We start from the raw sequence: 26,669 nt of genomic DNA, 5'->3' as shown, positions 1-26,669 counted from the left end.
TGATATAAGAATAATTGTGAAAAAACAACTATAAAAAACGGTGGTCATCTCAGCCAATAGGACTAGGGATACACGTTTTTTATAGTTGTTTTTATTCTACCATCTTTTAAACTTATCTTCTAATATAGCAACTAACTTATACATTACAGCGGATATAATAGCTAATATGAATACACTCATCATTACAATATCCAGCTTAAAGACTTGCCCACCATATACAATTAAATATCCTATGCCTGCTTTCGATACTAAAAACTCTCCTACAATTACTCCTACCCAAGATAAACCAATATTTATTTTTAATGTGCTTATTAGAGCAGGTATAGAAGAAGGTAATACTACTTTTTGTAAAATTTGCAGCTTAGTGGCACCAAAGGTATTTAACAATCTAATTTGATCTTCATCGACAGCTATAAAGCTTGCAAACATATTCATAATAGTGACTACTATTGATACGGTAATAGCTGTGACAATAATACCAGAATAACCTGCTCCAACCCAAATAATTATAATAGGTGCCAAGGCAGTTTTAGGAAGACTATTTAGCATAACTAGATATGGATCTAATACTTTTGCCCAAAAATCTGACCACCAAAGCCCAACGGCAACAACCATGCCTAATAATGTGCCTCCCAAAAAGCCTACTATAGTTTCAAACACTGAAATTCCCACATGATAAAATAGATTTCCTTGCTTAGTATAATTTAAAAATAGTCTCCATATTTGCGATGGGTAACTGGTTAGAAAGGTATCTATCCATTTAAAGTGTGCAGCTATTTCCCATAAACAAAGAATTAAGACTAAAATACTTATTTGAGTTAATAATATATTTCTATTTTTCCTTTTTACACTAATTAGGTAATTCTCGTGCTCTTCAGAAATATTTTTATTAGACATGAACATCCAGCTCCTTCCATATTTTATTGAAATAGTGTCTAAACTCTGGAGCTTCTCTACACTTCAGCGGTGTTCTACATCCATCAGGACAAGTTAGATTTATATCAATTATTTCCTTAATATGTGCAGGTCTCTTTGAAAGAATAACTACCCTATCTGACAAACTAATGGCTTCAGCTATATCATGAGTTATCAATAGACCAGTTTTTTTCTCTCTTTTTAATATAATTCCAATTTCATCTGCTATGGCAAGTCTTGTCTGATAATCTAAAGCAGAAAAAGGTTCATCTAGAAGAAGTAAATCAGGTTCTAGTAAAAGAGTTCTAATAAGAGCAACTCTTTGTCTCATGCCTCCTGATAATTGGCTTGGATAACTATTGATAAAATCACCTAATCCATAATTTTCTAGCATTTCCTTTGCTGCTTTGTAATCTTCAGGAGTTAATTTACCTTGAATCTCCAGTCCAAGTATTACATTTTGCATAATAGTTCTCCACTCTAATAGTTGATCTTTTTGAAACATATAGCCGATATTTCTATTAGATTTAGTTACTTTCTTGCCATTTATCAGGACACTTCCGGTACTTGGCTGGATAAGCCCAGCTATTATTGAAAGTAAGGTAGATTTTCCACATCCACTTGGTCCAACTATTCCAACGATTTCTCCCTCCAATATATTTAAATCTATATTTTTAATAGCTACAGTTTCTCCCTCTAGGCTGTGGTAAGTCATTCCAATATTTTTAATTTCTACTATAATTTTTTCATCCATAGTATCCCTCCCAAAAGTAATATATAGTACTTTATTGTATTCTCAAGGAAAGGAATATGTGAGATTACAAAAAAATATTAATTTTGTAGAAAGTAAGAAAAGATGATATAATATTGCAGTAATAATCTTAAGGGGGAATTATTTTGCATCAGTACAAAGGAAAATTGATTATACATACAGGATCTATGTTTTCTGGCAAAACTTCTAGTCTAGAAAAGGACATAAAAAGATTCAATATAGCAGGATATAAAACTGTAGCTTTCAAGCCGGCAGTAGACACTAGATATCCTAAATCTGAAATAAGAACGCATGATAATACAACATTAAATGCAGTAATGGTAAACAATATATCTGAAATATATGAATACTGCAGGATTCACAATCCAGATGTTATAGCTATAGATGAGGTACAATTTTTAGGTGGTAAAATAGAAGATATAGTGAAAGCTATCACTAAGTTTCTAGAAAAGGATGTAACAGTTGTATTAGCAGGTCTGGATATGGATTTTAGCGGACAGGCATTTGAAATAGTAAAGGAATTAATGCCTATGGCAGATTATCTATATAAACATCATGCAGTATGTGCTAAATGTGGAACAGATGCTTGGGTGAGTCATAGAAAGACTAAAGCACAAGAAAGAATAGTTATAGGAGCAACAGATGAATATGAGCCTCTTTGCAGAAAATGCTTCCTAGAAGAACAAAATGATTAGGTGAGAGAAGATATGGAAAGATATATAAAATTTGAACCTTCAAAACAGCCACTATATGATGAATATAATAAGGATTATATGTATTTATTTAATGAAGACAGACTTATGGTAGAAGTTAAGGATGGAGAGTATACTATACCTAATAGAGAAGGCTTAGAGAGATTTAAACCACATATAAACTATCTACAGTGTTTAGGTGCTTATAATGGAATAAATTGTTACTGTGGCGAAATAGAAGAATTTACAGCAGATAATTATAAGTTTATAGATTTGAGGGCATACTCGAAAAATATAAGTCACGACGATTTTTTAATATCAGCCAAAGCACTACTTTTACTAGATTATGTGAGGACTAATCAAAGATGTGGAATTTGTGGTTCTAAGATGATTATGAAAGTTAGTGGAAATGATAGAGCTATGATATGCACAAACTGTGATCATATGGTATGGCCTAAAACGGCACCTGCAATAATCGTAGCAATTACCAAAGAAGATAAACTACTATTAGTACATAATAAAATGTTTCCAGAGGGAATGTATAGCATATTAGCAGGGTTTGTTGAGATGGGAGAGACATTCGAGGATTGTGTAAAGAGAGAAGTATTCGAAGAAACGGGAATAAAAGTACATAATATAAAATACTTTGGTTCACAACCTTGGCCATTTCCAAATTCAATGATGATAGGATTTACAGCAGAATACCTTGAAGGTGAGATAAAGGTAGATAATGATGAAATAGTTGATGCAAAATGGTTTTCAAAAGAGGAAATACCAGGAAAATATAGGAAATCTATTAGCATTAGCACAGAGTTAATAGAGTGGTTTTTGAATAGGTAAGATAGAAGGAGACAGAGTACATTTCTTCTGTCCTTTTGATGATTTTGTTGATTTCTTATTGAAAAACTAGATAAGCTATGGTATCATTTAATTAATCAAAATAATATAAAAGGATGGAAATTGCAATAATGAGAATATAATTCACTTAATTTAAAGGAACAATTTGAACTTAGAAAAATAATACCTATTTGATAGGTTTGTTTTTGGTGTAAAAATGTTCTGAAGTGGATTATTAATCGCTTATTATTTATTTAAATTAACCATGCTATTTGGTTGGTTTATTCCTTTTTGTAATAATAAAAGATATTTAGTCCCTTCAGATTTTAGGAGGGATTTTTTTATGTTGATTTTAGATATTAATAATTTAAAAAAATATTATGGATATAGGCTTATATTAGATATTAAAGATTTAAAAGTATATTCAGGTGATAAAATAGGTTTAGTTGGGCTAAACGGATCTGGAAAAACCACATTACTAAACTTAATTTCAAAAGAAATCAATCCTGAGGAAGGAACAATTAGGACCACCATGGAACCATTCTATATTAAACAGCTAGAAGACAGCCCTAATAAAGAAGTAGATAAGGAGTATATGAGTAAATTTGGGCTAAAAGATAAAAATGAGCAATTTATGAGTGGTGGAGAATTGACTAGATTAAAAATTGCTAAGTTCTTGACTGATGATAGAAAATTTCTTCTTGCAGATGAGCCAACTTCCAATCTTGATTTTGAAGGAATAAATTTATTAATAGAAAAATTATCTAAATTTGATGGAAGTATGATTATCACTTCTCATGATAGAGATTTACTAGATAAAGTATGCAATAAGATAATAGAAATCGAAGATGGAAAAATTAAAATATATGAGGGCAATTATTCTGACTATAAAGCTCAAAAAGAACTAGAGAAAAAGACTCGAGAACTAGAGTATGAGAAATATATTAGAGAAAAGGAGAGATTGCAGAAGGCTCTAATTGATACAAAACAGAATTTGGAGAAAATTAGAACGACACCTAAAAGAATGGGAAACTCAGAAGCAAGACTCCATAAGATGGGGGGGCAGGTAAATAGGAAAAAACAAGATAATAAAGTTAAAGCAATAGCTAAAAGAATAGAAAAGTTAGAAGTAAAAGATAAAGTGAAAGAGCTAGAAAAAATAAATCTAGATATTAGAGGTAAAGAGATTTTTTCAAAAATAGTAATTGAAGGTAAGGATATTACTAAGGCTTTTGGAAAGAGAATATTATTCAAGAACTCAGATTTTCAAATATATAATAAATCCAAGGTAGGATTAATTGGTGATAATGGTACTGGAAAGACTACATTATTGAAAATGATACTAGAGAATGCAACTAATATTAATATCTCTAAGAAAGCCAATATAGGCTATTTTAGTCAAAATTTAAATATTCTAGATGAAAATAAAAGTATAATAGAAAATCTTCTTGAATTAAGTTGTCTAGAGCAAGAGGCAAGAGATATTTTAGCAAGATTTCTATTTAAGAGGGACGATGTATACAAAAAGGTTAGTGTGTTAAGTGGTGGAGAAAAAGTAAAAGTATCTTTGGCAAAAATACTATTGAATAATTTTAATATATTAATATTGGATGAGCCAACTAATTATTTGGATATATATTCAATTGAAGCGGTAGAAGAAGCTTTAATAAATTATGATGGTACATTATTATTTGTATCACATGATAGGAGATTAATTGAAAAAGTAGCAGATACAATAATGGTAATTGAGAATAATAAAATCAATACATTTCAAGGAACTTTCAATGAATATAATAATAAAGCTTTAGTTAATGATTCTAATCACAAAGATTTGCTCTATAGGAGGGCAATATTAGAAAATAAACTAAGTGAGGTAATAGGACTTCTTTCTATTTCCAAAAATGATGAAGAGAAGGAGAAGCTTGATTTAGAGTATCAAAAAATATTGAAGGAATTAAACCAAATTAAATAAAAGGAGACAGAGAAAAATATAGAAAATCTATTAGCATTAGTATAGAACTAGTAGAGTAGTTTATAAATAGGTAAAGACGGAATAAAATATTTCCGGTTTTTACCCATTTATTATTAATTAGGACCTTGTATTAGGTAGGATAGTATATAATATAGTCAACAATATTTAATAATATAAAAATACAGGGGGGATATTGGTGAATAGAAATTTTGTTGTTTCATTAATTTTATTGTTTATCTTAATTGTCATTATTGCAACTGGATGTAATCAAGCAAAAACTTCTATAGCTAGAGATATAAGTTTAATGGAAACAATAACTGAATCGAAAAATTCTATTAATGTTTCTGTTGATCCAAGAATAGAGCTTTTGTCTATTGTTCAAATTTTAAGTAATTATCCAGAAAAATTTCCAACGCTAATTACTAAAGAGAAGTTTGATTACAAAGATAAAGTAATGGATTATTTTAGTGAGTTTAAAGAACATAAGGCAATAAAGACTTTAGAAGGAATGATGCCAGATTTTAGCTATGATGTACCTCCAGGACTGATGCTTTTTATGGATAAAAACTTTAATGTTAGAGAAGATGTTGAATTGACAGAATATATAATTGAGAGGGCTGATGGAAAAAATAATATAAATGAATTATTTGAATCTCTTAAAGAGTTTTGTATAGATACCAATTTTATTGATTTCTTCAATGATAATAGTAATTATTATAATAGAATAATTAATAGCACTCTTGAATTAATTCCTTCTGATTGTAATATTATCGAAGATTTAGAAGAATACTATGGAATGAAGCAGAAAAGTTATAATGTTGTATTAGTGTCTCTATATGGAAATGGAGCATTTGGACCTAACATTGACACTAAAGAAGATGATACAGAAATATATAGTGTTTTAGGCTGTATCGGGATTGATATGATGGACCTACCAATGTTTGGTGGTTGGAGTTTCTTTACTGGATTACAGCAACATGAATTTAGCCATTCATTTATCAATCCTATAACAGACAAAAATTATAATTTGGCTTATTCTTATGAAGAATTATTCATACCGATAAAAGGCAAAATGAGAAGTATGGCATATACTAATTGGGGCACTTGTCTAAATGAACATATAATTCGTGCACTAACGTCAAGATTTGCCTATCATGAAGATAATCTTGATGGAATTAGAGCTCTTGAAATGGAAAAAGAAACTGGTTTTATTTATGTTGAAACTCTATTTAATAAACTAGAAGAATATGAAAATAATAGAGATAAATATTCTACAATAGAAGATTTTTATCCAGAGCTTCTAAAATCATTAGATGAATTTATGGATAAAAACTAAAAATTTAAAACCTACGAAAGTGAGTTTTTTATACGGAATAAGTTGTGTATTTAGTTTTAATTTCACCTCTTTATGTTATAATATTAATATTAACTAAGAGCGAATCTAAAACACCAAGGAGATGTAATAGGATATGAAATATGTAACTAGTGATATACACGGCAGATTAGATAGGTTAAAGAAACTTATTGAAACTATAGAGCTTCGAGAAAATGATATACTCTATATAATTGGAGATTTAGTAGATAGAGGGGAAAAGCCTATTGAAACTATCGAATTTGTCATGAATCATCCACAGATAGAAGTAATTATGGGAAACCATGATGAGATGATGCTCTATGCATTAAAGTATAAAGATGAGAAACAAATAGAAAGATGGGGGAGAAATGGATGTGAGCCTACTATAGAAGGCTTTTCCAAAAGAACTTTGGAGGAACAAGAAAATATATTATCTTATATAGAAGGATTACCATATTTTAAGATAATAGATAACAAATATTTACTTATCCATGCTGGATTTGAACCTTCAAGATTATTTGAACATATGATAGACAAGCCTTTAAAAGATGCTTTGAGTGAACAAAAAGATAGACTTGTTTGGGTAAGAGATGACTTTATAAAGAATAAAGCCTTAGATAATCTAATAACAGTATTTGGGCATTCTCCTAGAATATATATAGATAAGTTATTTGAAAGAGAGTCGAAGTTACCTTATGAAATTTGGATTGATAATGTTTATAATGATAAAATAGGTATTGATACGGGCAATTGCTATGAAGGTGGTAGAATGGCTTGTTTGAGGTTGGATGATCATAAGGTATTTTATATTGAATAGTAGCATACTCTATTTATATTGAAAAAACAAGGGTGCTGTTTAAGCATCCTTGTTTTAATTGTTTATAACATATTGTATCGCTTCATCATTTTCATAACTATATCCAACTGCAGAATCAATTTCTATATCAGGAGGAGTTTGTACTTCCTCATTTATAGTTCCGTCTCCATTTAAAGCTAATAGACTACTAAACCTTATTACTATACCACTATTAGGTAAAGAGAAGAACAATGGATCAATTCCAATCCCATCTCCACCAGTAGTTGTCCCTACTAGAGTTGCAAGACCACTATCCTTACAGAAAGCAGCAAAACTTTCTGAAGAAGAATATACACCTTTATCTACCAATAAATATATTTTTCCATCAAAATCTATAGGGTTTTTTGGTTGTATAGTTCTGTTGGATATGTGATAATAATCAAAATCCATCTTTATTTCTTGAGGGAAATTTTCTAAGATATTTTTATCTAATTTTGATATTGGAGATTGTTTCATCCCTCTTGCTTTATAGAAAGGTTTTCCATAGTTACCCCTTGTGAAGATATAATTACCTACAGATATTTTTTCCTTGGTTAAAGGTTCTATAACATTTTTCATCCAATATAGATCATCGCCACCACTATTACCTCTAATGTCTATTATTAACTTATTATAATCTTTGACTTCTTCATAAAACTTTCTTATTTCTTTTCCGTCTTCCTCAACTCTTTCACCGTTCATTTGACTAATCTTCAAATAAGCTACCTCATCAGGTATAATAATGTCTGAATGAAAAGCAGGGGCATTAGAGCCAAAAAATCCTTGGCTTTTTATATTTTCAAATTCATCTTCGTTAAATCCATACCATTTTAGAACAGTTTTGTCTTTAAAGACTTTAGACCAAGGTTTGTTAGATTTTTTATATTTAGGATTTGTGTATACAGTATAATACCATTTAAAGCTTTCTTTATCTACCACATGGGTATGACCATTGTTTAAATCTTTTACTATAGCAGATATATTATTCATAAAGATTGTATCATTATTCGAGTTTTCAACTAATTTTATATACTTTTCTTTTTGTTCTAGCCAATTAATACCATTAACTCTTTCATTAACCTTTAAAAAAGGATAATTCTCTGAAATGATTTTATACAGATATTCAAAATCTTCTAATCTATCTTCCATAGATAATGGTGTGGAAGTATCTGTAGTATTTGCTTCTTTTGCACATCCAATTAGGCTACTAAATATTAGTGTAATTAACAAAGAATATACTAAAAACCTTTTGCTAGTAAACCTCAAAATTATCTCTCCCTTTTGAATCTATATATTTTATTTAGGGGAAGCTCATGTGCAAATGAGTCCCCTTTATATGAATTTTTTTATCTTTCTATTTATCTGAATTCAACATCTCCAGATGAAGTACTAATATCAATAGATTTTTCCCCTGAACCTATTGTAGCTCTAAATCTGCCTTTTTCATTTTCTTCTATATTCATATCTACAGATGAACTGAAATCACCAGAAGAAGCTGAGCCTTTTATATTATAACTGGCATCATCACTAAGGTCGATGGAAACATCGCCAGAACTAGTAGAGATTTTCATATTTCCACTTACTTTCTCATTACCTAAAGAAATATCTCCAGAACTGGAAGTTACACTGATTTCACCTATAAATTTATCTAATTCGATATCACCGGAAGAAGTAGATAATTTTAATGATTTTCCTTCTAAGTTTTCTAATTCTAAATCACCAGAGCTAGAGGAAATATTTATATCTTTACCAATTAAATCTTTCATATAGATATCTCCAGAAGAAGTAGAAGTATTAAAATCATCTTTGAATGATTTAGGTACAAATACTTCTAGGACAACATCAGATTCTACAACTGAATAACTATTGACGTTTGATTCAAGTTTAATATTTAGCTTATTAGATATTTTTTCAACTTTTAAACTAGGTACTACATTAGTCCTCATTCTGCCATAATAACGAACGCGAACATCATCTCTATCCTCTGAAGTAACTTTAACATCTATAAAGGGAGAAGAGACAACTACATTATTTATTCCATCTATTTCAGCTAATTTCTCTTCATCAATTGTTTCCCATTTTACATCTTTAGAATTCATTCCAAACCACCCCCAATTCCAATTCTTATCAATATTAACTCTGGACTTACCATTTTCATTAAATTTTATCCCGTCCCATCCAATTCTGACTTCATCTCCGCCATCATCTACCTTTATTCCATTCCATCCTATAGATACGTGCTCATTTCCATCCCTAATTTCGATTCCGTCTGTACCTATTTTTACTATCCCATCCCTAGATCTAATATTCAATAAATTGCCAGACTTGGAACTTACAAAGCTATAATTATCATTATATCTCAGGGACAAAAAACCTACTCCAAGAGCAATTAAAGCAACAGCTACTAAAATTGGAACAAATTTTCTTATATTCATTTTTCAAACCTCCTATTTATTAATTGTTTCTACATTCCATTGAATATATTTCACTACAAGTTTATAAAATCCTTTTGTTAGATATACTGACAGTATTATTCCCAATGCGCCTAATGCAAGTAACCCTATACCGAATGATATAGAAGTAAGTATATGAGGTGATGGTATTGGAGTAAAAATAGTAATTGGAAATCCAAATAAAATTACAATTCCACCGATTACACAACTAACAGAAACGCCATATAATCCAATTAATAAGGCTACTAGAGACATAAAAGGAGCAATTACTACCACTAGGTTAAATCCTATTAACAATAATGTGACCAACAGTTTTCTTGTAGTATCATTAGAGGAATCTGTATTATAACTATTTCTATTATAGTTGGGTCTATACATTGTTCTATAATTACTAGCTACTTCTCTAGGATCTCCTAATTCATTAGATATTTCTTCTTCTGATTTGCCTTTGGAAATACCTATATCAAAATGTTCATTATAGTCTGATAGAATATCTTCTAACTCATCTGTAGGTAAACCTTGTAAAGATATTCTTAATCTATCTAAATATTCTTTTTTACTCATGATAACTCACCCCTTAATATGCTATTTACTCCATCAATAAAACTCTGCCATTCTATTTCTAATTCTTCATAAACTTCCTCGCCTCTATCAGTCAATTTATAGTATTTTCTTGGAGGACCCTCTTGAGATTCCTCTAGATAGGTAGTTACATATCCTTCGGCTCTAAACTTTCTAAGTAAGGGATAGATAGTTCCCTCAGAAATATTTATATATTGTGAGATATGTTCAACCAACTCATAACCATAAAAGTCTTTTCTATCTAGCAAGGAAAGAACACAAAGCTCTAAGACACCTTTTTTAAATTGAATATTCATAAGCTTCTCTCCCTATTATTATATATTGACTATAGTATATCATATGCTACCTTTTAATACAAGGTACTAAAATAAAAAAATAATGGTTAAATAGACGATAAAATATAAAGGATGAAAAAGACAGGAGAAACATCTCCTGCCAGCTAAAAACTTAATTCTTCTCTATGAACGCTTACGCTTAATATTATTCCTATACAAATCATATTAGATAATTGAAATGTACCACCATGACTGATAAATGGCAATGGAATTCCCGTTATAGGCATGAGGCCCATAGTCATTCCAATGTTTTCCCATATATGGAAGAGAAACATGGCTGTAAATCCTACTATCATTAAAGAACCGAACAAATCTTTAGATTTTCTAGCTATTAAAATAAATCTACTAAGTAATATAAAATATAGAAAAATAAGCCCAAGTCCTCCCATAAGCCCAAGTTCTTCTCCTATGACAGAAAATATAAAGTCTGTTTGTTTTTCAGGTATATAGTTAAATTGGGTTTGTGCGCCTTGAAATAAGCCTCTGCCAAAGACTTTACCAGAACCAATAGCGATTTTGCCCTGATGGGCTTGGAGTCCCGAATCAGCCAAATCTCTCTCAGGGTCTAAGAAATTTAAAATACGATTTTTTTGATAATCACCAAGCTTAAACCATAGTAGAGGAAGACTAAATAGTCCAATTAAAAATGTATAGCCAATATATTTCCACTTGATTCCAGCAATAAATAACATTACAGCTATGAAAAAGATAAAAACCATGGCTGTACCGGCATCAGGTTGAAGAAGTATAAGAACAACTGGAGCAAAAGCGAAAGCCAATATTTTTAGCAAAGTGAAAGGGTCATTTATATTTTCTTTATGATTATCTATAAATTTAGCTAAGGAAATAATTAAACCGATTTTTACAAATTCAGCAGGCTGAAAGGTTATAGGACCTACAGTAAGCCATGAGCGAGAACCCCAATCTTTATCACCTGTACCAAATACAAGAACGGCTATAAGTAAAATATTACATACTGCATAAATAGGTATATAAAGTTTCCCTAGAAATTCATAATCTAATAGGACTAATATAACAATGGCAATTAGTCCAATGATGGTAGCTATTCCTTGAGTCTTTACATAAGACATAGTTTCTTTGCTTAGAGTGGCACTCTTTATCATAAGTAGACCATAGCCGCAAAGTAATAAAGTAGTTAAAAATAATATATAGTCAAATTTTTTATAAGCTTTCTTTTTAAAGTTGAACATTATACTACTTCCTTTCATCGGATAAATTACCAGTAAAAACCAAAAAATCCCTATTTTCGCCTTAAATTCAATTATAACATATTTTATTCTTTTGAAATAGTTAAAAATAGGTGACAATATGGTATTATAATATATAAGAAAGGATGATTAGAATGTTAAATATTGGTTGTCATTTGTCTATTTCTAAAGGATTTTATAATGCAGCACTAGATGCAGTATCTATAGGGGCTAATACATTTCAATTTTTCACAAGAAACCCTAGAGGTGGCAAGGCAAAAGAAATTGATATGGAAGATATAAATAAACTTAAAGAGTTAATGATAGAGCATAAATTTGTACCACTTTTTGCTCATGGAGCTTACACTATGAATCTTGCTTCGGATAAGGAAGAAACTAGGGAATTTGCAAATATGATATTAAGGGATGATTTGGAAAGACTTAAGATAATTCCAAATACCTATTATGTATTTCATCCAGGATCTCATGTAGGACAAGGGAGCGAAAAAGGTATAGAATTTATAGTAAATGCTCTCAATAGAGCAATAGATGAAGATAATGAGACAATAGTATTATTAGAAGGCATGTCAGGTAAAGGTACAGAAATAGGCAGGAATATGGAAGAGCTTAAAGCTATAATAGATGGTGTGAAAAGCAATAAAAATCTTGGAATCTGCATAGATAGCTGTCATTTATATTCAGCTGGTTATGATATAGTCAATAACTTAGATGGGGTATTAGAAGAGATAGACAAAATAATTGGTATAGATAGATTAAAAGCAGTCCATCTTAATGATAGTAAGGTAGAGTTTGGATCTAATAAGGATAGACATGAAGTCATAGGAGAAGGCACTATTGGAATAGATGCAATAATAAATATAATCAATCACCCATTGTTAAGAAATTTGCCTTTTAATCTAGAGACACCAAATGAATTAGATGGTTATAAGAAGGAAATTGAAATGCTTAGAAGGGAATATAGATGAATTCATTAAATCAATATATAATTGATAAATCTAAAGAGTTAAATATAGATATCTGTGGTTTTACAGATTCATTACCATTAGATAAATTACAAGATTATCTTATCTATAGGGAAAAAATCAATATAAAAACTGAATTTGAGGAAAATGATATAGATAAAAGAATTGATCCTAAGCTTACTATGCCTAATTGTAGATCTATTATAGTTGTAGGACTTTCTTATAACGTAGATTATACTGAAAAGCCAGATTATCTATTAAAAGGAAAATTATCAAAATCTACTTATGGTATAGATTATCATAAAGTATTGAAACAAAAAATAGAGGAACTTATTCAAGAGATAAAAAAAGTTGTAGAATTTGAATATAAATATTTTGTAGACACTGGTCCCTTAATAGACCGAGAATTGGCAAAAAAAGCTGGCGTTGGATATTATGGGAAAAATTCTTCCATTATAAATGATGAATATGGATCATTTGTGTTTTTAGGTTATATATTAACTAATTTAGATCTAGAATTCAGCAAAGAAGCATCAAACAAATGCGGAGACTGTGATTTATGTCTAAGAGCATGCCCCACTGGTGCATTGGAAGGTCCTTATAAATTTAATCCTAAGAAATGTATATCATATCTAACTCAAACAAAGAATGATATACCTGTTTCCCTTCGGGAAAAAATGGGAATAAAAATATATGGATGTGATACCTGCCAATTAGTTTGTCCTAAAAATAAAGATATAAAAAAATCTAACCATAAAGAATTTATACCAGAGATAACTAGGGGGTATATGGATATAGAGGAACTGTTATCCATTTCTAATAGAGAATTTAATAAAAAATATGGAGATATGGCTAGCAGTTGGAGAGGAAAGAACATACTAAAGAGAAATGCAATAATTGCCTTAGGTAATATGAAAAAAGAGGAAAATATACATCTTCTTATACCAATGCTAAGAGATTCTAACCCTATGATAAGAGAGCATGCAGAATGGGCAATAGTTAATATTTTTTTTAACAATTGTATCCACTAAATAATAAATATATGTTATAATAGAATTGTGTTACATATTAGAAAATTTAGGGAGGTCTTACTGTGTCTAATGTTCACGAGTTAAGTTTTTTAAAAGAAAAAATTGAGGAATTAAAAAAAGATGGTGTTTATAGGACGTTGCCTGTATTAGGAACTCCAAGCCAAGCAGAGGTAATATTAAATGGAAAAAATGTTATAAATTTATCTTCAAATAACTATCTTGGATTTGCAAATCATCCTAGATTAAAAAGAGCTGCTATTGAAGCTGTTGAAAAATATGGTGCAGGCTCAGGTGCAGTTAGAACTATTATAGGAAATATGGACATTCATGAGAACTTAGAAGCCCTTATAGCTAAATTTAAAGGAGACGAGGCAGCATTCTTATATCAATCAGCTTTTAATTGTAATGCAGGTACTATTCAAGCAATAACAGAAGCAGGAGATATAATAATATCTGATGAATTAAATCATGCTTCAATAATAGATGGCTGTAGATTATCAAAGGCTTCAAAGGGTGTTTATAAGCACTCAGATATGGATAGCCTAGAAGCAGTATTAAAAGATGCTAGAGATAAATATAAGAATATCTTAATCATTACTGACGGTGTATTTAGTATGGATGGAGATATAGCAAAGCTTCCTGAAATAGTTGAACTAGCAGAAAAATACGAAGCTATGACCTATGTAGATGACTCCCATGGTTCAGGAGTATTAGGTAGAAGCGGAAGAGGTACTATTGACCATTTTGGATTACATGGTAGAGTAGATTTTGGAATGGGATGTCTTTCTAAGGCCATAGGTGTAATGGGAGGATATGTAGCTGGTTCCAAGACTGTATATGAATGGTTAAGTCATAGGGCAAGACCAGTATTATTCAGTACATCTTTACCACCAGCGGCTGTTGGAGCAATTACTGAGGCAATAACTATGCTGATGGAATCAACAGAATACACTGATAAGCTATGGGAGAATGCTAAATATTGGAAATCAAAGATTGGAAGTCTTGGATTTGACACAGGACATAGTGAAACTCCAATTACTCCAGTAATTATTGGAGATGAAGCAAAGACTATGGAATTCAGTAGAAAGCTACTTGAAAACGGAGTTTTCGTATCAGGTATTGTATTCCCAACAGTTCCAAGAGGAACAGGAAGAGTTAGATGTATGGTAACTGCGGAACACACAAAGGAACAGCTAGACAGAGCAGCAGCTGTATTTGAAAAAGTAGGAAAAGAAATGAATATATTAAAATAATTGAAAGGGAGAGATATTCTCCCTTTTTCTTTTATAATCCAATAAGAAAGTTCTTAATTTATTTATTTTATTTAACTTAACTAGAACTTGCTATGACCCCAATGAGTTTTAAGCAGATTGCCGAAATCTTTGATTTCGTATAAGTCACTTATGCAATGGTCAAAAAAGGCCTCTTTAATATAATAGGTTTTTTATAGAAGATTTTTTTACATAGAATAAGATAAAGGGTAAAATATATACTATAGAGGTGATACTAGTGATAATAGGAGCTTGTAGGGTTAAACTACTAATATATGAATCAAATTCTCTGAAGGATAAAAGACATACTATAAAAAGCATAATAGGAAGGATACAATCAAGATTCAATGTTTCAATAGCAGAGATAGATTTAAATGATAGTTGGAGATCATCTATAATTGGATTTGTTTGTGTGACAAATGATACAAATCTTGCTAACCAAATTTTGTCAAATGTGATAAAATTTATAGATGAGGATGGTAGAGTGGAAATATTAGAATATCAAATAGAAATATTGTAGGTGAGAAAATGAAAAAGATTTTATCAAAAAAAGAAATAAAAATAGTCTTAGAAAAACTTATGGAAAGATTTCCAGATGCAAAGGCAGAATTAGATTTTACAAATTCATTTGAGCTCTTGATAGCAACAATTCTATCAGCGCAATGCACAGATGTTCAAGTGAATAAGACTACATCAACTTTATTTAAAGAGCTTAAAACACCAGAAGACTATATAAAATTATCTGAAGAAGAACTGGGAGCAAGAATTAGATCCTGTGGATTTTATAAGACTAAGAGTAAGAATATCTTAGAGACATGCAAGCTTCTTATAGAAAATCATAATAGTCAAGTTCCAGATACTATGGAAAAGTTGACTACTTTACCAGGTGTAGGTAGAAAAACTGCCAATGTAGTCTTGTCTAATGCCTTTGATACTCCAGCAATTGCTGTAGATACTCATGTTTTTAGGGTAGCCAATAGAATAGGATTGGCTAATAGTGCCAATGTCCTAGATACAGAAAGAGATTTAATGGATAATATAGAAAGAGAGATGTGGTCAAAGGCTCATCATTTATTAATTTTTCATGGAAGAAGAATTTGTAAGGCTAGAAAACCCTTATGTGATATATGCCCAATAACTGATTATTGTTTTTATTATAAAAAAGAAGTTAAACAATAGGAAGAAGGTGGTATTGTGAGAGACGAATTAATATTTTCCCTAGATATTGGAACTAGAACTATTATAGGGATAGTAGGAGAATATACTGAAGATGAAAGATTTAAAGTGTTAGCTTATTCCATAAGGGAACATAAGAAAAGAAACATGTATGATGGTCAAATTCATGATATTGATGGAGTAGTAAAGCTAGTTAAAGAAATAGTATTAGAATTAGAAGAAAAGACAGGTGAAAGATTAAAGGTTGTATCTATAGCTGCTGCTGGTCGGGCTCTTAAGACTCATAAAATTAGGATAGAAAAACATATTGATGGCTTAAAAGAGATAACTAAATTTGATGTGGAGGCCCTAGAATTAGAGGCAATACAAAGGGCACAGGGTGAAATAAATGAAGTAGAAATAAATAAGCACTTTAAATATTATAGTATAGGATATACTGTATCAGATTATTATTTAGATGAAGATAGAATTGAAAAGTTAGAAGGTCATAAGGGAGAGAGAATAGGCGTAGAACTTTTAGCCACATTCCTGCCTCAAATAGTTATAGAAAGCTTATATTCTGTAATCTCCAGGGTGGGGTTAGAAGTAGGTAGTATTACCCTTGAGCCGATTGCTGCAATTAATGTAGCTATAAAGAAAGAGTTAAGACTTCTTAATTTAGCATTGATAGATATTGGTGCAGGGACATCAGATATTGCTATTACCAAAGATGGGCAAATTGTTTCCTATGCTATGACTTCCACTGCAGGAGATGAAATAACTGAAAGACTAGCAAAGGCATATTTACTTGATTTTAATAGTAGTGAAAAGTTAAAAGTAAATCTAAGCAAAAAAGAAGAACATGAATTTGTAGATGTAGTAGGCATACAATATAAATTAACTACTACTGAAATAGTAAATACCATAATAGATATAATTGAAAAGATTGCAGCAGAAGTATCAGAAAGAATACTTGAATTTAATGGAAAATCACCAAATGCAGTATTTTTAATTGGCGGAAGTAGTCAAATGCCTATGTTAAAAGAAAGCATTGCAGAAAAGCTTGGATTACCAAAGGAAAGAGTTGCAATAAGAGATGCATCTATCATTGAAAATATAGAAGGGCTAGAAGAGGTTAATGGGCCAGATATGATAACACCTATAGGAATTGCAATAGAAGGCGCCCAAGATAAATATAAAAATTTTATAAAAGTAAATTTCAATGGTGAAGAAATTCGCATATTTAATACTGAAGATATAAAGGTATCAGATGTTTTAATACTGACAGGATATAATCCTAGAGATTTGCTGCCAAAGAAATCCAATGATTTTATATATTATCTAAATGGAAAGAAGAGAATAATAAAAGGTAAAGAAGGGACTCAACCACAGATAATAGTAGACAAGGAACTTGCTAATTTAAAAACTAAACTTTATGATAAAGCTAATATAGAGATAATCTCTAGTGTAGTAGAACCTTTAATTATTCCATATCTTTATGATGTAGTGCAAATGGACAAGTCAGTATATTTTGAAGGAGAAGAAATAAACCTTGTTAAAACTATCAAGATAAATGATGAAATAATAAACCATAATATTATTCTTAGTCCAGAAGTATATATTGAGATTGAGGAAATAAAAACATTGGAAGAGTTAATACTAGAATATAAAAAAGACATATCTATAGATGAATTCTTGGTAAATGGAGCTAAAGTATTTCATACTTATCAATTGAAAAAGGGAGATGTTATTAAAAGAATAGTTGGTATTAAAGAAGATAATAATATAAGAGATAATGAAAAAAAGATTAAATTAGTAATAAATAATGAGGAAATGGAAATATACTATAAAAAGGATAAGTTTGTTTTTGTAGATATTTTTGACTATATAGATTTTGATTTATCTTCCTTAAGGGGAAAATTAATTCTGAAAGTAAATAATAGAGATGCAGAATACTTGGAAGAATTAAAGGACGGAGATAATATAAAAGTCTATTGGGAATAAAATATTAATACTCTGGGCTGGAGGATTTAAATGAAAAAAGGTATATTGATTTTATTATTTGTTACTGTAATAGTATTAGCTATAGTTCTAGGATCTGGAACCTATATTTACAAGAATATCCTAAATATAGATACCATCTATAAAGGTATAAGGATAGATGGATATGATGTAAGTAATAAAACAATGAAACAAGCCTTAGAGTATATAAAAGAGAAAAAAGAAGCAGAAATCCAGAAGAAGTCTATGAATTTAATATATAATGAAAACATATATAAGATTAGATTAAGACAATTAGGATTTTCATATAAATATGATGAAGCAGTTAATATAGCATTTCAGCTAGGCAGGGAAGGAAATTTCATTAAAAGGTTGAGGGATATAGCTAAAATTAAATCTGGGGTAGAAATATCACTTGAATCCTTTTATGAAAGTACTAAGTTAGAAGAGGTAGCAAAAAACATTTCCCAAGAAATAAATAAGGAAGCTGTAGATGCAGTTCTTAATTTCAATAATGGTAAAATCACTGTAACAGATGAAACCGTAGGGAAGAGAGTATTAACAGATAAATTAATTGCAAGAATAGATGAAAATATCTATGAATTAAAAGACATAGAAATTCCGGTAGAAGATATACAACCACGAGTTAAAAAAAGCCTACTATCTAGAATAAATGGAGTAATAGGAGAATTCTCCACTTCTTTTAAGGGAAGTAGCAGTGGAAGAATACAAAATATTAAATTATCATCTAAAGCAATTAGTAATAAATTAATTTTACCAGGAGAAGAATTTTCATATAATAATACAACTGGACCTAGGTCTGCCCAATCTGGCTATAAAGAAGCGAATGTGATCATAGGAGGAGAATTAACGCCAGGTCTTGGAGGAGGAGTTTGCCAGACATCAACTACGATGTATAATTCCTTATTACTTGCAGATCTTACTATACTTGAACGTCACCCCCATTCTATACCAGCAAGTTATGTTCCTTATGGCCAAGATGCTGCAGTGTCATATGGTTATTTGGATTTGAAATTCAGGAATGATTTTGATTTTCCAATATATACTTATGCAAAAGTAGTAGGAGACAGAGTTAATATATATATATATGGAGATACAAAGACAAAAAATTATAATGTAAAGATAACTCCAGAGATTATTGAAACGATTCCTCCTAAAACTGAAAAAATATATGATGCAAAATTATCACCAGGTACTACAATAGATATACAAAAAGGCAGAACAGGATATAAAGTTAAGACTTATAAATCTATAATAAAAAATGGGAAAGTAGTATCTAGAACACAGATTACTGTAGATCATTATAGGAAAAAAGATTATATATATAAAGTTGGGCCTGCCTTACCAGCTAGTACTATAATAGAGGAAGAAAAAGATATAATAGAAAGGTGAGTTGCAAATTGACAGAACAAAGTGAACTATTTGACAAAAAGGTAGAGTGCCCAATCTGTAAAAAAGAATTTTTGACTAAAAAAGTGAAGACATCTAGACTAAGGCTTTTAAAAAGAGATGAGGATTTTTTAAATCATTATAGTGCTGAAAATCCCATAAAATATAGTATATTCGTATGTCCTAACTGTGGATATGCTGCATCCGAAAATAAATTTAATGATATAAAAAAAGATCAAATTGGAATAATTATAGATAACATATCATCAAGGTGGAATAAAAGAGACTTTGGTGGAATAAGAGATTTAGACGAGGCAATAGAATCCTATAAATTAGCATTACTTGCTGGAACATTACTTAAAGCTAAAAATTTGGAACAAGGGAATATTTGCTTAAGTTTAGGTTGGCTATATCGTCTAAAGGAAGAAAAAAATGAAGAAGTTAGATTTTTAAAATTAGCTAGAGACCAGTTTATAGAAGCATATAATACAGAGTCCTTGTCAGGTACAAATATGGATGATAGTAAGCTATCTTATTTAATAGGAGAATTATCAAGAAGGTTAAGCGAAAAAGAAGAAGCTTTATCTTGGTTTAATACATGTTTAAATCTTGCTTCCACAAGGATGAATCCTGCATTAAACGATATGGCTAGAGAACAATGGAGATTAGTGAAGGAGATGTAGTGGACAAGTATATAATGCTAAATCATAGATGTATTAAGAAATACACTAAAAACAGACAAAATACCATAAAGAAATAATTAAAAAAGAGTTACTTTTAGGTAAAAACAAAGGTAACTTTTTTATTTTAAATTAATGCATGGTCCAATATTGCAGAAATAATACCCAGTTTTGCATATGGTGTATACAATTAAAATAGTAACATGGTAAAGTAACAGACAGGAGGAGATATATATGGAAAAAATTAATCAAGATGATTTTAGAAAAGCATCCAATAAAGTAGGACTATTGTTTATTTTACATATGCTTTCATTTGGACTTATTCCACCAATTCTTTCTAAAATAGGAATATATAATCAATCTACGAATGGTTTTCTATTTAATATGGGGTTTATATTGATTATAGCTTGTTTATTGTTTCCCTGTGATTTTAGAAAGATGTTTTTAAGAGAGAAAAAAATTGGTATATTAGAGGGAGTTTTCTATGTATTTATATTTTTATCTATATATTTTCCATTGGCTATTATAATAAGTAATTTATTCTCACCTCTATATTTTACTAGTATAGGTGAAGAACAATTAGCAGTTGGAATATTTATTTTACAAGGAATTATAGTACCAATTGTAGAAGAAATCGTATATAGAGGAACATTATTAGAAAACCTGAGGAAATATGGAGACAGCTTTGCTATAGTTATTTCTGCACTTATATTTGGTATGATGCATGGTCATAGAGTAGTAGATATATTTTTCGCAGGAATATTTACTGGAGTTGTATATGTTAAATCGAATCAACTATCTTATTCCATTTTAATGCATCTGTTTATAAATTTATTTTTTACTTCATTGGTATTTTGGATAAGAAAATCTTTTTTAATAGAAGATATAAATATAGAATTCTTAATATTAACTATTATTTCAATGACTATAGCTTTTATATTATATATTATAGCAAAGAGAAAAGATTATCCAGAAATCAAAAAAGCAAGGGTTTTTCAAATAAAAGAAATTATTCCACAATTGAGAAAAGACAAAGAAAAATATAAGGTTTTCTTTCAGGAAGGAGGAGTAATTTTTGCTTTAATAGTTTTCTTCATAATAACATCAATAGAAATAAAATTAATTATAAGTAAATTAAAGTAAATGTTATGATTGGGGATTTAAAATATAGATATAAACTTTATAGTATATAAAATATAGTTCATTTTATATATAGTTTTTAAAGTTTCTACGAAATAAATGAATTACTTTTAGATAAAAATAAAGGTAATTCTTTTGTTTTATCAATTCTATGACAAAAATTGACAAAATTTTTATTACATATATGCTATATCAAATATACCTTAAGTATTATGAAAAATTATCTAGCATGAAGTCATTAACAGATAAAGATAGGATAATTGCAATGAAGAATTTTCAAAAAGTAGGTGAATACAATGCATATAGCTATCTGCGATAATGAGAAGTTTTATAGAGATAAAATTAAAAAATATCTAGAAAAATATATAAACTTATATCGAGAAATAAGTATCGCAGATTTTGATTGTGGAGAAGATTTGATCAAGGCTTATGATAGTGAGGAAGAATTCGATTTTATTTTTTAGATATACAGATGAAAGATAGGGATGGAGTACAGACTGCCCAGAAAATAAGAAAAAGGGATAAGCATACAATAATATTCTTTATAACAAGCTATGTAAATTTTTTATCAGATACATTTAGAGTAGGAGCATTTCAATTTCTTATAAGATCTATTAATGCTATTGAAGCCTGTGAAAAGATATCATCAGAAAATGAGAAAAAGATCCAACTTAAGATAATTTAGATAGAAGAATACTTATCAATAGAAATAAGCAATTCAATAATTGATAAAGTTAAACTTAAAAAAGGTAGGAGTTTTACTACAAAAAAGATAAGTTATTCCATGGTTTCGGATTAGGAAGTATAAAAGAAATAGTAGAGAAATATAACGGACATATAAATTATGAACAAGAAGAAAACTCTTTTATAGTTAATATATTATTACAGAATTCAATAGCTAATCCAATATTGCAGAAATAATATCCAGTTTTACAAAGAATTGCATTTAAATTAAAATTTAAAGATGTAAAGGAGAGATGTTAAATGAATAAAAAATCTTATGTATCTATATTAGTTGTTATAATAACTTACATAATTACTCGTATTGTTTATAAACTAACAGGATTTAGTTATAGTTTCTCTGAGGGAATACTAAATATAAAGCTGTTAATAGATTTAGGTTTATGGATTATAGTAGCTGTATTGGTTAGTACCGCTTTAAATAAGATATTATCCAATATCTAAGGAGCAATTTGAAAACAGTGTAAAAATAATAGAGTTAAAACATTGCTAATCTTCCTTATATATAAGTGGAGTATTTCTCATGCCATTAAATACGATTTAAAAGGAGGATTATTACCTTGAAGAATAATATTAAACTAGCTGAGGTTTTGAGTGAGAAAAATATAAAAATTATTGATATTATTAAAATATACATATATATTAATGCTGTTAATCATATAGTTTTACTATTTCTAACCATAATTGAATCAATATTAAATACTAAGGGGTATTCAATAGATGTGAATCTTTTGTATGCCAGTAAAGGAGAATATATAAAAGCTTCATTAGGACTTTATTTACGTGTATTTATAATTGGCCCCGTTATAGAAGAACTTATATTCAGAGGTGGAATATTAAAATGGTTAAAGAAATATGGAGTAAAATTCGCTATAGTAGTGCAAGCCTTAATTTTTGCTATTTTACATAATAACTTAATGCAAGTAGTACCTACTTTTATAGTCGGAATATCATTGGGGTATATTGCAGTTATGACAAATTCAATTTTAGTAACAATTATTATACATATGATAAATAATTCTTTTACTGGCTTAATTCAGATGATCATATTAAAAAATGTAAGCATAGCTAGTCCAATATATATTATTATGTCTATTTCATATGTTATAATGGGAGTAATCACTTTATATCATTCAAAATGGAAAGTGATATTAGAAAATACAGTAAATATCGACATTAAAGAATTTTTTAGCAGAAATAAACAACAAAAAATAAGGAGAGGTAAATATGAGCCCTAAATATTACTCGTTTGAATCACCCATAGGTGAATTAACAGTATATTTTACTGAAAAAGGAATAATAGCTCTTTCTTTTCAAGAAGAGGACAACCTTAAATATATAGAAAGATACTATGATACTCCTATTAAAGTAGAGGAAAAAGACTATAATTATCATGAGGAAATAATTAAATACCTAGAGGGAGAATTAAAGGAATTTACTATGCCAATTTCCTTTAAGGGAACTCCTTTCCAAGAAAGCGTGTGGAAGGAATTATTAAATATACCCTATGGAGAGACAAGAACATATAAGGAACTTGCTGAAAAAATCGGGTGTCCTAAAGGACCGAGGGCAGTTGGCGGAGCATTAAATAAAAATCCAATAGCTATTATAGTTCCGTGTCACAGAGTCATAGGTTCCAATGGAAATTTAGTAGGCTTTGCTAGTGGAGTTGAACTAAAAGATAAACTATTGAAATTAGAAATGAATAACACCATATAAGTAAATTGAATATCCTGATATAAAAGCAGAAAGGAGAATAAATATGGACTATCCTATTGTTTTTATACCAGGACTTTTTGGTTCTATGGGTGATGATATAATAAAGGGGACTGGGGATTTTTCTTTTGGATTGGCAGAAAGGGTTTATAGACCATTTATTGAAATATTAAACTCTATGGGTTATGAAGAAGGAGAAAACTTATTTATTTGCTATTATAATTGGAAAATCCCTGTATTGGAGGCAGTAGATAGGTATCTAGTTCCTAATATAGAAAAATTAAAATTGAAGACAGGTGCGAGAAAAGTAATACTCATCGGCCATAGTTTAGGGGGACTGTTAGGGAGGGCATATATTAATTATTTTAATCCTTCCTATATTGATAAGCTAATTATGTTAGGAACTCCGAATTTAGGAAGTGTAGATGCGTATTGCTTCTGGAGTGGAGGAAAGCTTCCCTATCCGAAAATAGAGGATAATATTCTTTACAATGGACTAAAGCTTGGCTTTATACTTTATTATTATTTGTTTGAAAAAATACATTATATAGAGGCTTTAAGAAACATATTTCCTGTTGCTAAGGATTTATTGCCAAGTTATAGATATGGAAATTATTTATTTTGGAAAGATAAAGGAGTAAAAAAAGAAATTTCCGTAGAAAATATGTCTATAAATAATTCATTTTTAAATACATTGGAAAAGGAATCTATAAATGAAGATAAATTATTTATTATAAGTGGAAAAGGGATTTATACAAATAAAGAATTTATAGTAGAACTAAAGGGAAAAGAAAAAATCAAATGGGCAGATGGAAAGCCCATAGAGGCATTTAAAACAAATTATGGAGATGGTACTGTAACTACAGCTAGCACATTAGGATATTTGGGCGGAAATAATATAATATTAGAAGGAAATCATACAGAAATTTTATATAAGTCAAAGGATTATCTATCATCAATTCTAAGCAAACCTATAACTAGGGAATTTAAAGACAGAGAAGTAGAAAAGGTATATATTATTTTAGCCGATAACTGTAACAAGATAAATATTAGGACTTCAATATCCAATGAGATATCCAGTGAGTATATGAAGATTAACGATAATAGAGTTCAAGCAATAAATCTATCATACAATAGATACTTAGTAATGGTTGCAGGTAATAATAATTTAGATATTAAATTAGATATAAGTCCTACTGAGGTAAAAAAGCCAAAGGTATTTATGGCAATTATCGATAAAGACGGATTTATATTTGAGGATAACCCCTTGAAATATAAATTTTAATTTGATATTATTATTTTACAAAAGAATAGATTTATAGGTGTTCCATATTAATGGAACTTAAAAGGGAAAGTGGTGAGATCCCACTACAGCCCCCGCTACTGTGATTGGGTACGAAACCAGCAAAAGCCACTGGGAAACTGGGAAGGTGCTGGGATTAGGATGATCCATGAGTCAGGATACCTGCCTATATTTAAGCCTCGGAGGGAGGGATGAGATAGATTATAAACTTATCCTTTATAAAAGGCATAAGTTTTTTTATTTATCTTTATAACTAAAAGAAAAAACGGGAGGTAAAAAATGAAGAAGTTTAGAAATATCGCATTATTTTTATCATTAATGCTAATAGCATTTACAATTGTTGGATGTACACCAAAGAAGGATTCAAATGAAGGATTAAAAGTAGAAGGTGTAGAATCACAAAATAAAGATGTAGGAGAAGAAACTCAAGAATTCCCAATAGAAATAGAAGATAACTTTGGTAATAAGGTTACTATGGAAAAAGAACCTATGAAAATAGTATCATTAGCACCAAATAATACAGAAGTTTTATTTGCCTTAGGCTTAGGAGATAGAATTGTAGGGGTGACATCTTATTGTGATTATCCAGAAGAAGCTAAGACAAAAGAAATAGTAGGTGATTTTACGGCTACTAATTTAGAGAAAATTGTAGAGTTAAATCCAGACCTAGTATTGGTATACGGTGCTGGCAATGAGGAAGATAATAAGGTATTAAAAGATGCAGGGATTAAAGTTCTTGGATTTATGCCCGAAACCATAGATGCTGTGATGGAAGATATTGAAACCGTTGGAAAAGTAACAGGAAAGAATAAAGAAGCAAAAGAACTTGTTGAAGCTATGAATAATAAGAAAAATGATATATTGGAAAAAATAAAGGGGCAAGAAGAAGTGAGAGTATTTTATGAAATATGGCATGATCCACTACAGGCAGCTGGTAAAGGTTCCTTCATGAACGAGCTTATAACATTGTCAGGTGGAATAAATATTGCAGCAGATGAAAAAGATGAAAAGGGTGTAGAAATAGCTTATCCTCAATACGATTTAGAAAAATTAATTGAAAAAGACCCAGAAGTCTATTTAGCATCTCAAGATATGCCAGATAAAACTATTGAATCTATAAAGATGAGACCAGGATTCGAGACTATATCGGCTATAAAAGATGACAGAGTATATGTATTTGAAGGTAATGAAGCAAATGTAGTGTCTAGACCTGGACCAAGAATAATTGAAGCATTGGAATTAGTGGCAAAGTCTATTCATCCAGAATTATTTAAGTAAAGTTG

Annotated in this window: 28 protein-coding genes, 1 pseudogene and 1 riboswitch; of the genes and pseudogenes, 22 read left to right on the top strand and 7 right to left on the bottom strand. The window is 29.7% G+C overall.

Annotation, left to right across the window (positions count from 1 at the left end; genetic code table 11):
* Window positions 1-96: 96 nt before the first annotated feature.
* Window positions 97-897, bottom strand: a complete 801-nt coding sequence (locus tag KQI38_RS10850) for an ABC transporter permease (protein ID WP_216559325.1) — start codon at window positions 895-897, stop codon at window positions 97-99.
* Window positions 890-1,669, bottom strand: coding sequence for an ABC transporter ATP-binding protein (locus KQI38_RS10845; RefSeq protein ID WP_216559323.1), 780 nt, complete (start codon window positions 1,667-1,669; stop codon window positions 890-892). The genes KQI38_RS10850 and KQI38_RS10845 overlap by 8 nt, the downstream gene beginning before the upstream one ends.
* A gap of 143 nt (window positions 1,670-1,812) precedes the next feature.
* Here KQI38_RS10845 and KQI38_RS10840 point away from each other — a divergent pair, with 143 nt between their 5' ends.
* From KQI38_RS10840 to KQI38_RS10820, 5 genes are all read left to right on the top strand, one after another.
* On the top strand, window positions 1,813-2,382 hold the full coding sequence (locus KQI38_RS10840) for a thymidine kinase (protein ID WP_094900440.1): 570 nt from the start codon (window positions 1,813-1,815) through the stop codon (window positions 2,380-2,382).
* Between the two features lie 12 nt (window positions 2,383-2,394).
* A complete protein-coding gene (gene nudC / locus KQI38_RS10835; RefSeq protein ID WP_216559321.1) occupies window positions 2,395-3,219 on the top strand; it encodes an NAD(+) diphosphatase in 825 nt (274 codons plus the stop codon).
* Between the two features lie 340 nt (window positions 3,220-3,559).
* A complete protein-coding gene (abc-f, locus tag KQI38_RS10830) occupies window positions 3,560-5,188 on the top strand; it encodes a ribosomal protection-like ABC-F family protein (protein WP_216559319.1) in 1,629 nt (542 codons plus the stop codon).
* Between the two features lie 196 nt (window positions 5,189-5,384).
* Window positions 5,385-6,524, top strand: a complete 1,140-nt coding sequence (locus KQI38_RS10825) for a DUF4932 domain-containing protein (protein ID WP_216559317.1) — start codon at window positions 5,385-5,387, stop codon at window positions 6,522-6,524.
* 133 nt (window positions 6,525-6,657) lie between these two features.
* A complete protein-coding gene (locus KQI38_RS10820) occupies window positions 6,658-7,359 on the top strand; it encodes a fructose-bisphosphatase class III (RefSeq protein WP_216559315.1) in 702 nt (233 codons plus the stop codon).
* Between the two features lie 54 nt (window positions 7,360-7,413).
* Here the strand turns inward: KQI38_RS10820 and KQI38_RS10815 are convergent, their stop codons facing one another.
* The 5 genes from KQI38_RS10815 to rodA form a co-directional block, all read right to left on the bottom strand.
* Window positions 7,414-8,643 (bottom strand): S41 family peptidase, encoded by a 1,230-nt coding sequence (locus KQI38_RS10815; protein WP_216559313.1) that lies wholly within the window; start codon window positions 8,641-8,643, stop codon window positions 7,414-7,416.
* A 92-nt stretch (window positions 8,644-8,735) separates the two neighbouring features.
* Complete coding sequence (locus KQI38_RS10810) at window positions 8,736-9,812, bottom strand: DUF4097 family beta strand repeat-containing protein (RefSeq protein WP_216559311.1); 1,077 nt, start codon at window positions 9,810-9,812, stop codon at window positions 8,736-8,738.
* Window positions 9,813-9,824: 12 nt separating this feature from the next.
* Window positions 9,825-10,394 (bottom strand): DUF1700 domain-containing protein, encoded by a 570-nt coding sequence (locus tag KQI38_RS10805; protein WP_216559309.1) that lies wholly within the window; start codon window positions 10,392-10,394, stop codon window positions 9,825-9,827.
* On the bottom strand, window positions 10,391-10,708 hold the full coding sequence (locus KQI38_RS10800) for a PadR family transcriptional regulator (RefSeq protein ID WP_094900448.1): 318 nt from the start codon (window positions 10,706-10,708) through the stop codon (window positions 10,391-10,393). Before KQI38_RS10800 ends, KQI38_RS10805 begins: the two co-directional genes overlap by 4 nt.
* 143 nt (window positions 10,709-10,851) lie before the next feature.
* Window positions 10,852-11,958 carry a rod shape-determining protein RodA gene (gene rodA / locus KQI38_RS10795; protein WP_216559307.1) on the bottom strand — a complete coding sequence of 369 codons (1,107 nt, stop codon included), beginning with the start codon at window positions 11,956-11,958 and terminating at the stop codon, window positions 10,852-10,854.
* 152 nt (window positions 11,959-12,110) lie between these two features.
* Between rodA and KQI38_RS10790 the strand changes: the two genes are divergently transcribed.
* From KQI38_RS10790 to KQI38_RS10710, 17 genes and pseudogenes are all read left to right on the top strand, one after another.
* Window positions 12,111-12,941, top strand: a complete 831-nt coding sequence (locus tag KQI38_RS10790; protein WP_216559305.1) for a deoxyribonuclease IV — start codon at window positions 12,111-12,113, stop codon at window positions 12,939-12,941.
* Complete coding sequence (gene queG / locus KQI38_RS10785) at window positions 12,938-13,969, top strand: tRNA epoxyqueuosine(34) reductase QueG (protein WP_216559303.1); 1,032 nt, start codon at window positions 12,938-12,940, stop codon at window positions 13,967-13,969. The genes KQI38_RS10790 and queG overlap by 4 nt, the downstream gene beginning before the upstream one ends.
* A 62-nt stretch (window positions 13,970-14,031) precedes the next feature.
* On the top strand, window positions 14,032-15,222 hold the full coding sequence (locus tag KQI38_RS10780; RefSeq protein WP_216559301.1) for a glycine C-acetyltransferase: 1,191 nt from the start codon (window positions 14,032-14,034) through the stop codon (window positions 15,220-15,222).
* A 256-nt stretch (window positions 15,223-15,478) separates the two neighbouring features.
* Window positions 15,479-15,760 (top strand): DUF503 domain-containing protein, encoded by a 282-nt coding sequence (locus tag KQI38_RS10775; protein WP_216559300.1) that lies wholly within the window; start codon window positions 15,479-15,481, stop codon window positions 15,758-15,760.
* Between the two features lie 8 nt (window positions 15,761-15,768).
* The gene (nth, locus tag KQI38_RS10770) at window positions 15,769-16,419 is read left to right on the top strand and encodes an endonuclease III (RefSeq protein ID WP_216559298.1); all 651 of its coding nucleotides are present in this window, start codon (window positions 15,769-15,771) and stop codon (window positions 16,417-16,419) included.
* Window positions 16,420-16,434: 15 nt separating this feature from the next.
* Window positions 16,435-18,399: a cell division protein FtsA gene (locus KQI38_RS10765; protein ID WP_338114461.1), complete on the top strand. Its 1,965-nt coding sequence runs from the start codon at window positions 16,435-16,437 to the stop codon at window positions 18,397-18,399.
* Window positions 18,400-18,429: 30 nt separating this feature from the next.
* On the top strand, window positions 18,430-19,809 hold the full coding sequence (locus KQI38_RS10760) for a VanW family protein (RefSeq protein WP_216559296.1): 1,380 nt from the start codon (window positions 18,430-18,432) through the stop codon (window positions 19,807-19,809).
* Between the two features lie 8 nt (window positions 19,810-19,817).
* Window positions 19,818-20,489: a DUF2225 domain-containing protein gene (locus KQI38_RS10755; protein WP_216559294.1), complete on the top strand. Its 672-nt coding sequence runs from the start codon at window positions 19,818-19,820 to the stop codon at window positions 20,487-20,489.
* 231 nt (window positions 20,490-20,720) lie between these two features.
* Window positions 20,721-21,629: a CPBP family intramembrane glutamic endopeptidase gene (locus KQI38_RS10750; RefSeq protein ID WP_216559292.1), complete on the top strand. Its 909-nt coding sequence runs from the start codon at window positions 20,721-20,723 to the stop codon at window positions 21,627-21,629.
* A gap of 293 nt (window positions 21,630-21,922) precedes the next feature.
* Window positions 21,923-22,090 carry a hypothetical protein gene (locus KQI38_RS10745; RefSeq protein WP_216559290.1) on the top strand — a complete coding sequence of 56 codons (168 nt, stop codon included), beginning with the start codon at window positions 21,923-21,925 and terminating at the stop codon, window positions 22,088-22,090.
* 8 nt (window positions 22,091-22,098) lie between these two features.
* The gene (locus KQI38_RS10740) at window positions 22,099-22,311 is read left to right on the top strand and encodes a response regulator (RefSeq protein ID WP_216559288.1); all 213 of its coding nucleotides are present in this window, start codon (window positions 22,099-22,101) and stop codon (window positions 22,309-22,311) included.
* A 92-nt stretch (window positions 22,312-22,403) separates the two neighbouring features.
* Window positions 22,404-22,547 (top strand): annotated as a pseudogene (locus KQI38_RS22810) (GHKL domain-containing protein); the annotation flags it as partial.
* A 63-nt stretch (window positions 22,548-22,610) separates the two neighbouring features.
* Window positions 22,611-22,811: a hypothetical protein gene (locus KQI38_RS10730; protein WP_216559286.1), complete on the top strand. Its 201-nt coding sequence runs from the start codon at window positions 22,611-22,613 to the stop codon at window positions 22,809-22,811.
* 116 nt (window positions 22,812-22,927) lie between these two features.
* Window positions 22,928-23,605: a CPBP family intramembrane glutamic endopeptidase gene (locus KQI38_RS10725; protein WP_216559283.1), complete on the top strand. Its 678-nt coding sequence runs from the start codon at window positions 22,928-22,930 to the stop codon at window positions 23,603-23,605.
* Window positions 23,595-24,086, top strand: coding sequence for a methylated-DNA--[protein]-cysteine S-methyltransferase (locus KQI38_RS10720; RefSeq protein WP_216559280.1), 492 nt, complete (start codon window positions 23,595-23,597; stop codon window positions 24,084-24,086). The genes KQI38_RS10725 and KQI38_RS10720 overlap by 11 nt, the downstream gene beginning before the upstream one ends.
* Window positions 24,087-24,129: 43 nt before the next feature.
* Window positions 24,130-25,368, top strand: a complete 1,239-nt coding sequence (locus KQI38_RS10715; protein ID WP_216559277.1) for an esterase/lipase family protein — start codon at window positions 24,130-24,132, stop codon at window positions 25,366-25,368.
* An 18-nt stretch (window positions 25,369-25,386) separates the two neighbouring features.
* A riboswitch (cobalamin riboswitch) is annotated at window positions 25,387-25,570 on the top strand.
* Between the two features lie 95 nt (window positions 25,571-25,665).
* Entirely contained in the window at window positions 25,666-26,664 is a 999-nt protein-coding gene (locus KQI38_RS10710; protein WP_216559274.1) for an ABC transporter substrate-binding protein, read from the top strand.
* Window positions 26,665-26,669: the final 5 nt, after the last annotated feature.

It is taken from the genome of Tissierella carlieri (assembly GCF_018917285.1).
In the GTDB taxonomy this organism is placed as follows: Bacteria; Bacillota; Clostridia; order Tissierellales; family Tissierellaceae; genus Tissierella; species Tissierella carlieri.
Note: the sequence above shows the minus strand (reverse complement) of the source record. Positions and strands in the feature narration are given on the sequence as shown.

Bases quoted from the DNA above. Each gene is read 5' to 3' on its own strand.
- KQI38_RS10720 (WP_216559280.1), top strand. From the start codon at position 23,595: ATGAGCCCTAAATATTACTCGTTTGAATCACCCATAGGTGAATTAACA.
- KQI38_RS10800 (WP_094900448.1), bottom strand. From the start codon at position 10,708: ATGAATATTCAATTTAAAAAAGGTGTCTTAGAGCTTTGTGTTCTTTCC.
- KQI38_RS10810 (WP_216559311.1), bottom strand. From the start codon at position 9,812: ATGAATATAAGAAAATTTGTTCCAATTTTAGTAGCTGTTGCTTTAATT.
- nudC (WP_216559321.1), top strand. From the start codon at position 2,395: ATGGAAAGATATATAAAATTTGAACCTTCAAAACAGCCACTATATGAT.
- KQI38_RS10710 (WP_216559274.1), top strand. From the start codon at position 25,666: ATGAAGAAGTTTAGAAATATCGCATTATTTTTATCATTAATGCTAATA.
- KQI38_RS10850 (WP_216559325.1), bottom strand. From the start codon at position 897: ATGTCTAATAAAAATATTTCTGAAGAGCACGAGAATTACCTAATTAGT.
- rodA (WP_216559307.1), bottom strand. From the start codon at position 11,958: ATGTTCAACTTTAAAAAGAAAGCTTATAAAAAATTTGACTATATATTA.
- KQI38_RS10760 (WP_216559296.1), top strand. From the start codon at position 18,430: ATGAAAAAAGGTATATTGATTTTATTATTTGTTACTGTAATAGTATTA.
- KQI38_RS10740 (WP_216559288.1), top strand. From the start codon at position 22,099: ATGAAAGATAGGGATGGAGTACAGACTGCCCAGAAAATAAGAAAAAGG.
- KQI38_RS10805 (WP_216559309.1), bottom strand. From the start codon at position 10,394: ATGAGTAAAAAAGAATATTTAGATAGATTAAGAATATCTTTACAAGGT.
- queG (WP_216559303.1), top strand. From the start codon at position 12,938: ATGAATTCATTAAATCAATATATAATTGATAAATCTAAAGAGTTAAAT.
- KQI38_RS10820 (WP_216559315.1), top strand. From the start codon at position 6,658: ATGAAATATGTAACTAGTGATATACACGGCAGATTAGATAGGTTAAAG.
- KQI38_RS10845 (WP_216559323.1), bottom strand. From the start codon at position 1,669: ATGGATGAAAAAATTATAGTAGAAATTAAAAATATTGGAATGACTTAC.
- nth (WP_216559298.1), top strand. From the start codon at position 15,769: ATGAAAAAGATTTTATCAAAAAAAGAAATAAAAATAGTCTTAGAAAAA.
- abc-f (WP_216559319.1), top strand. From the start codon at position 3,560: ATGTTGATTTTAGATATTAATAATTTAAAAAAATATTATGGATATAGG.
- KQI38_RS10715 (WP_216559277.1), top strand. From the start codon at position 24,130: ATGGACTATCCTATTGTTTTTATACCAGGACTTTTTGGTTCTATGGGT.
- KQI38_RS10745 (WP_216559290.1), top strand. From the start codon at position 21,923: ATGCATATAGCTATCTGCGATAATGAGAAGTTTTATAGAGATAAAATT.
- KQI38_RS10750 (WP_216559292.1), top strand. From the start codon at position 20,721: ATGGAAAAAATTAATCAAGATGATTTTAGAAAAGCATCCAATAAAGTA.
- KQI38_RS10790 (WP_216559305.1), top strand. From the start codon at position 12,111: ATGTTAAATATTGGTTGTCATTTGTCTATTTCTAAAGGATTTTATAAT.
- KQI38_RS10730 (WP_216559286.1), top strand. From the start codon at position 22,611: ATGAATAAAAAATCTTATGTATCTATATTAGTTGTTATAATAACTTAC.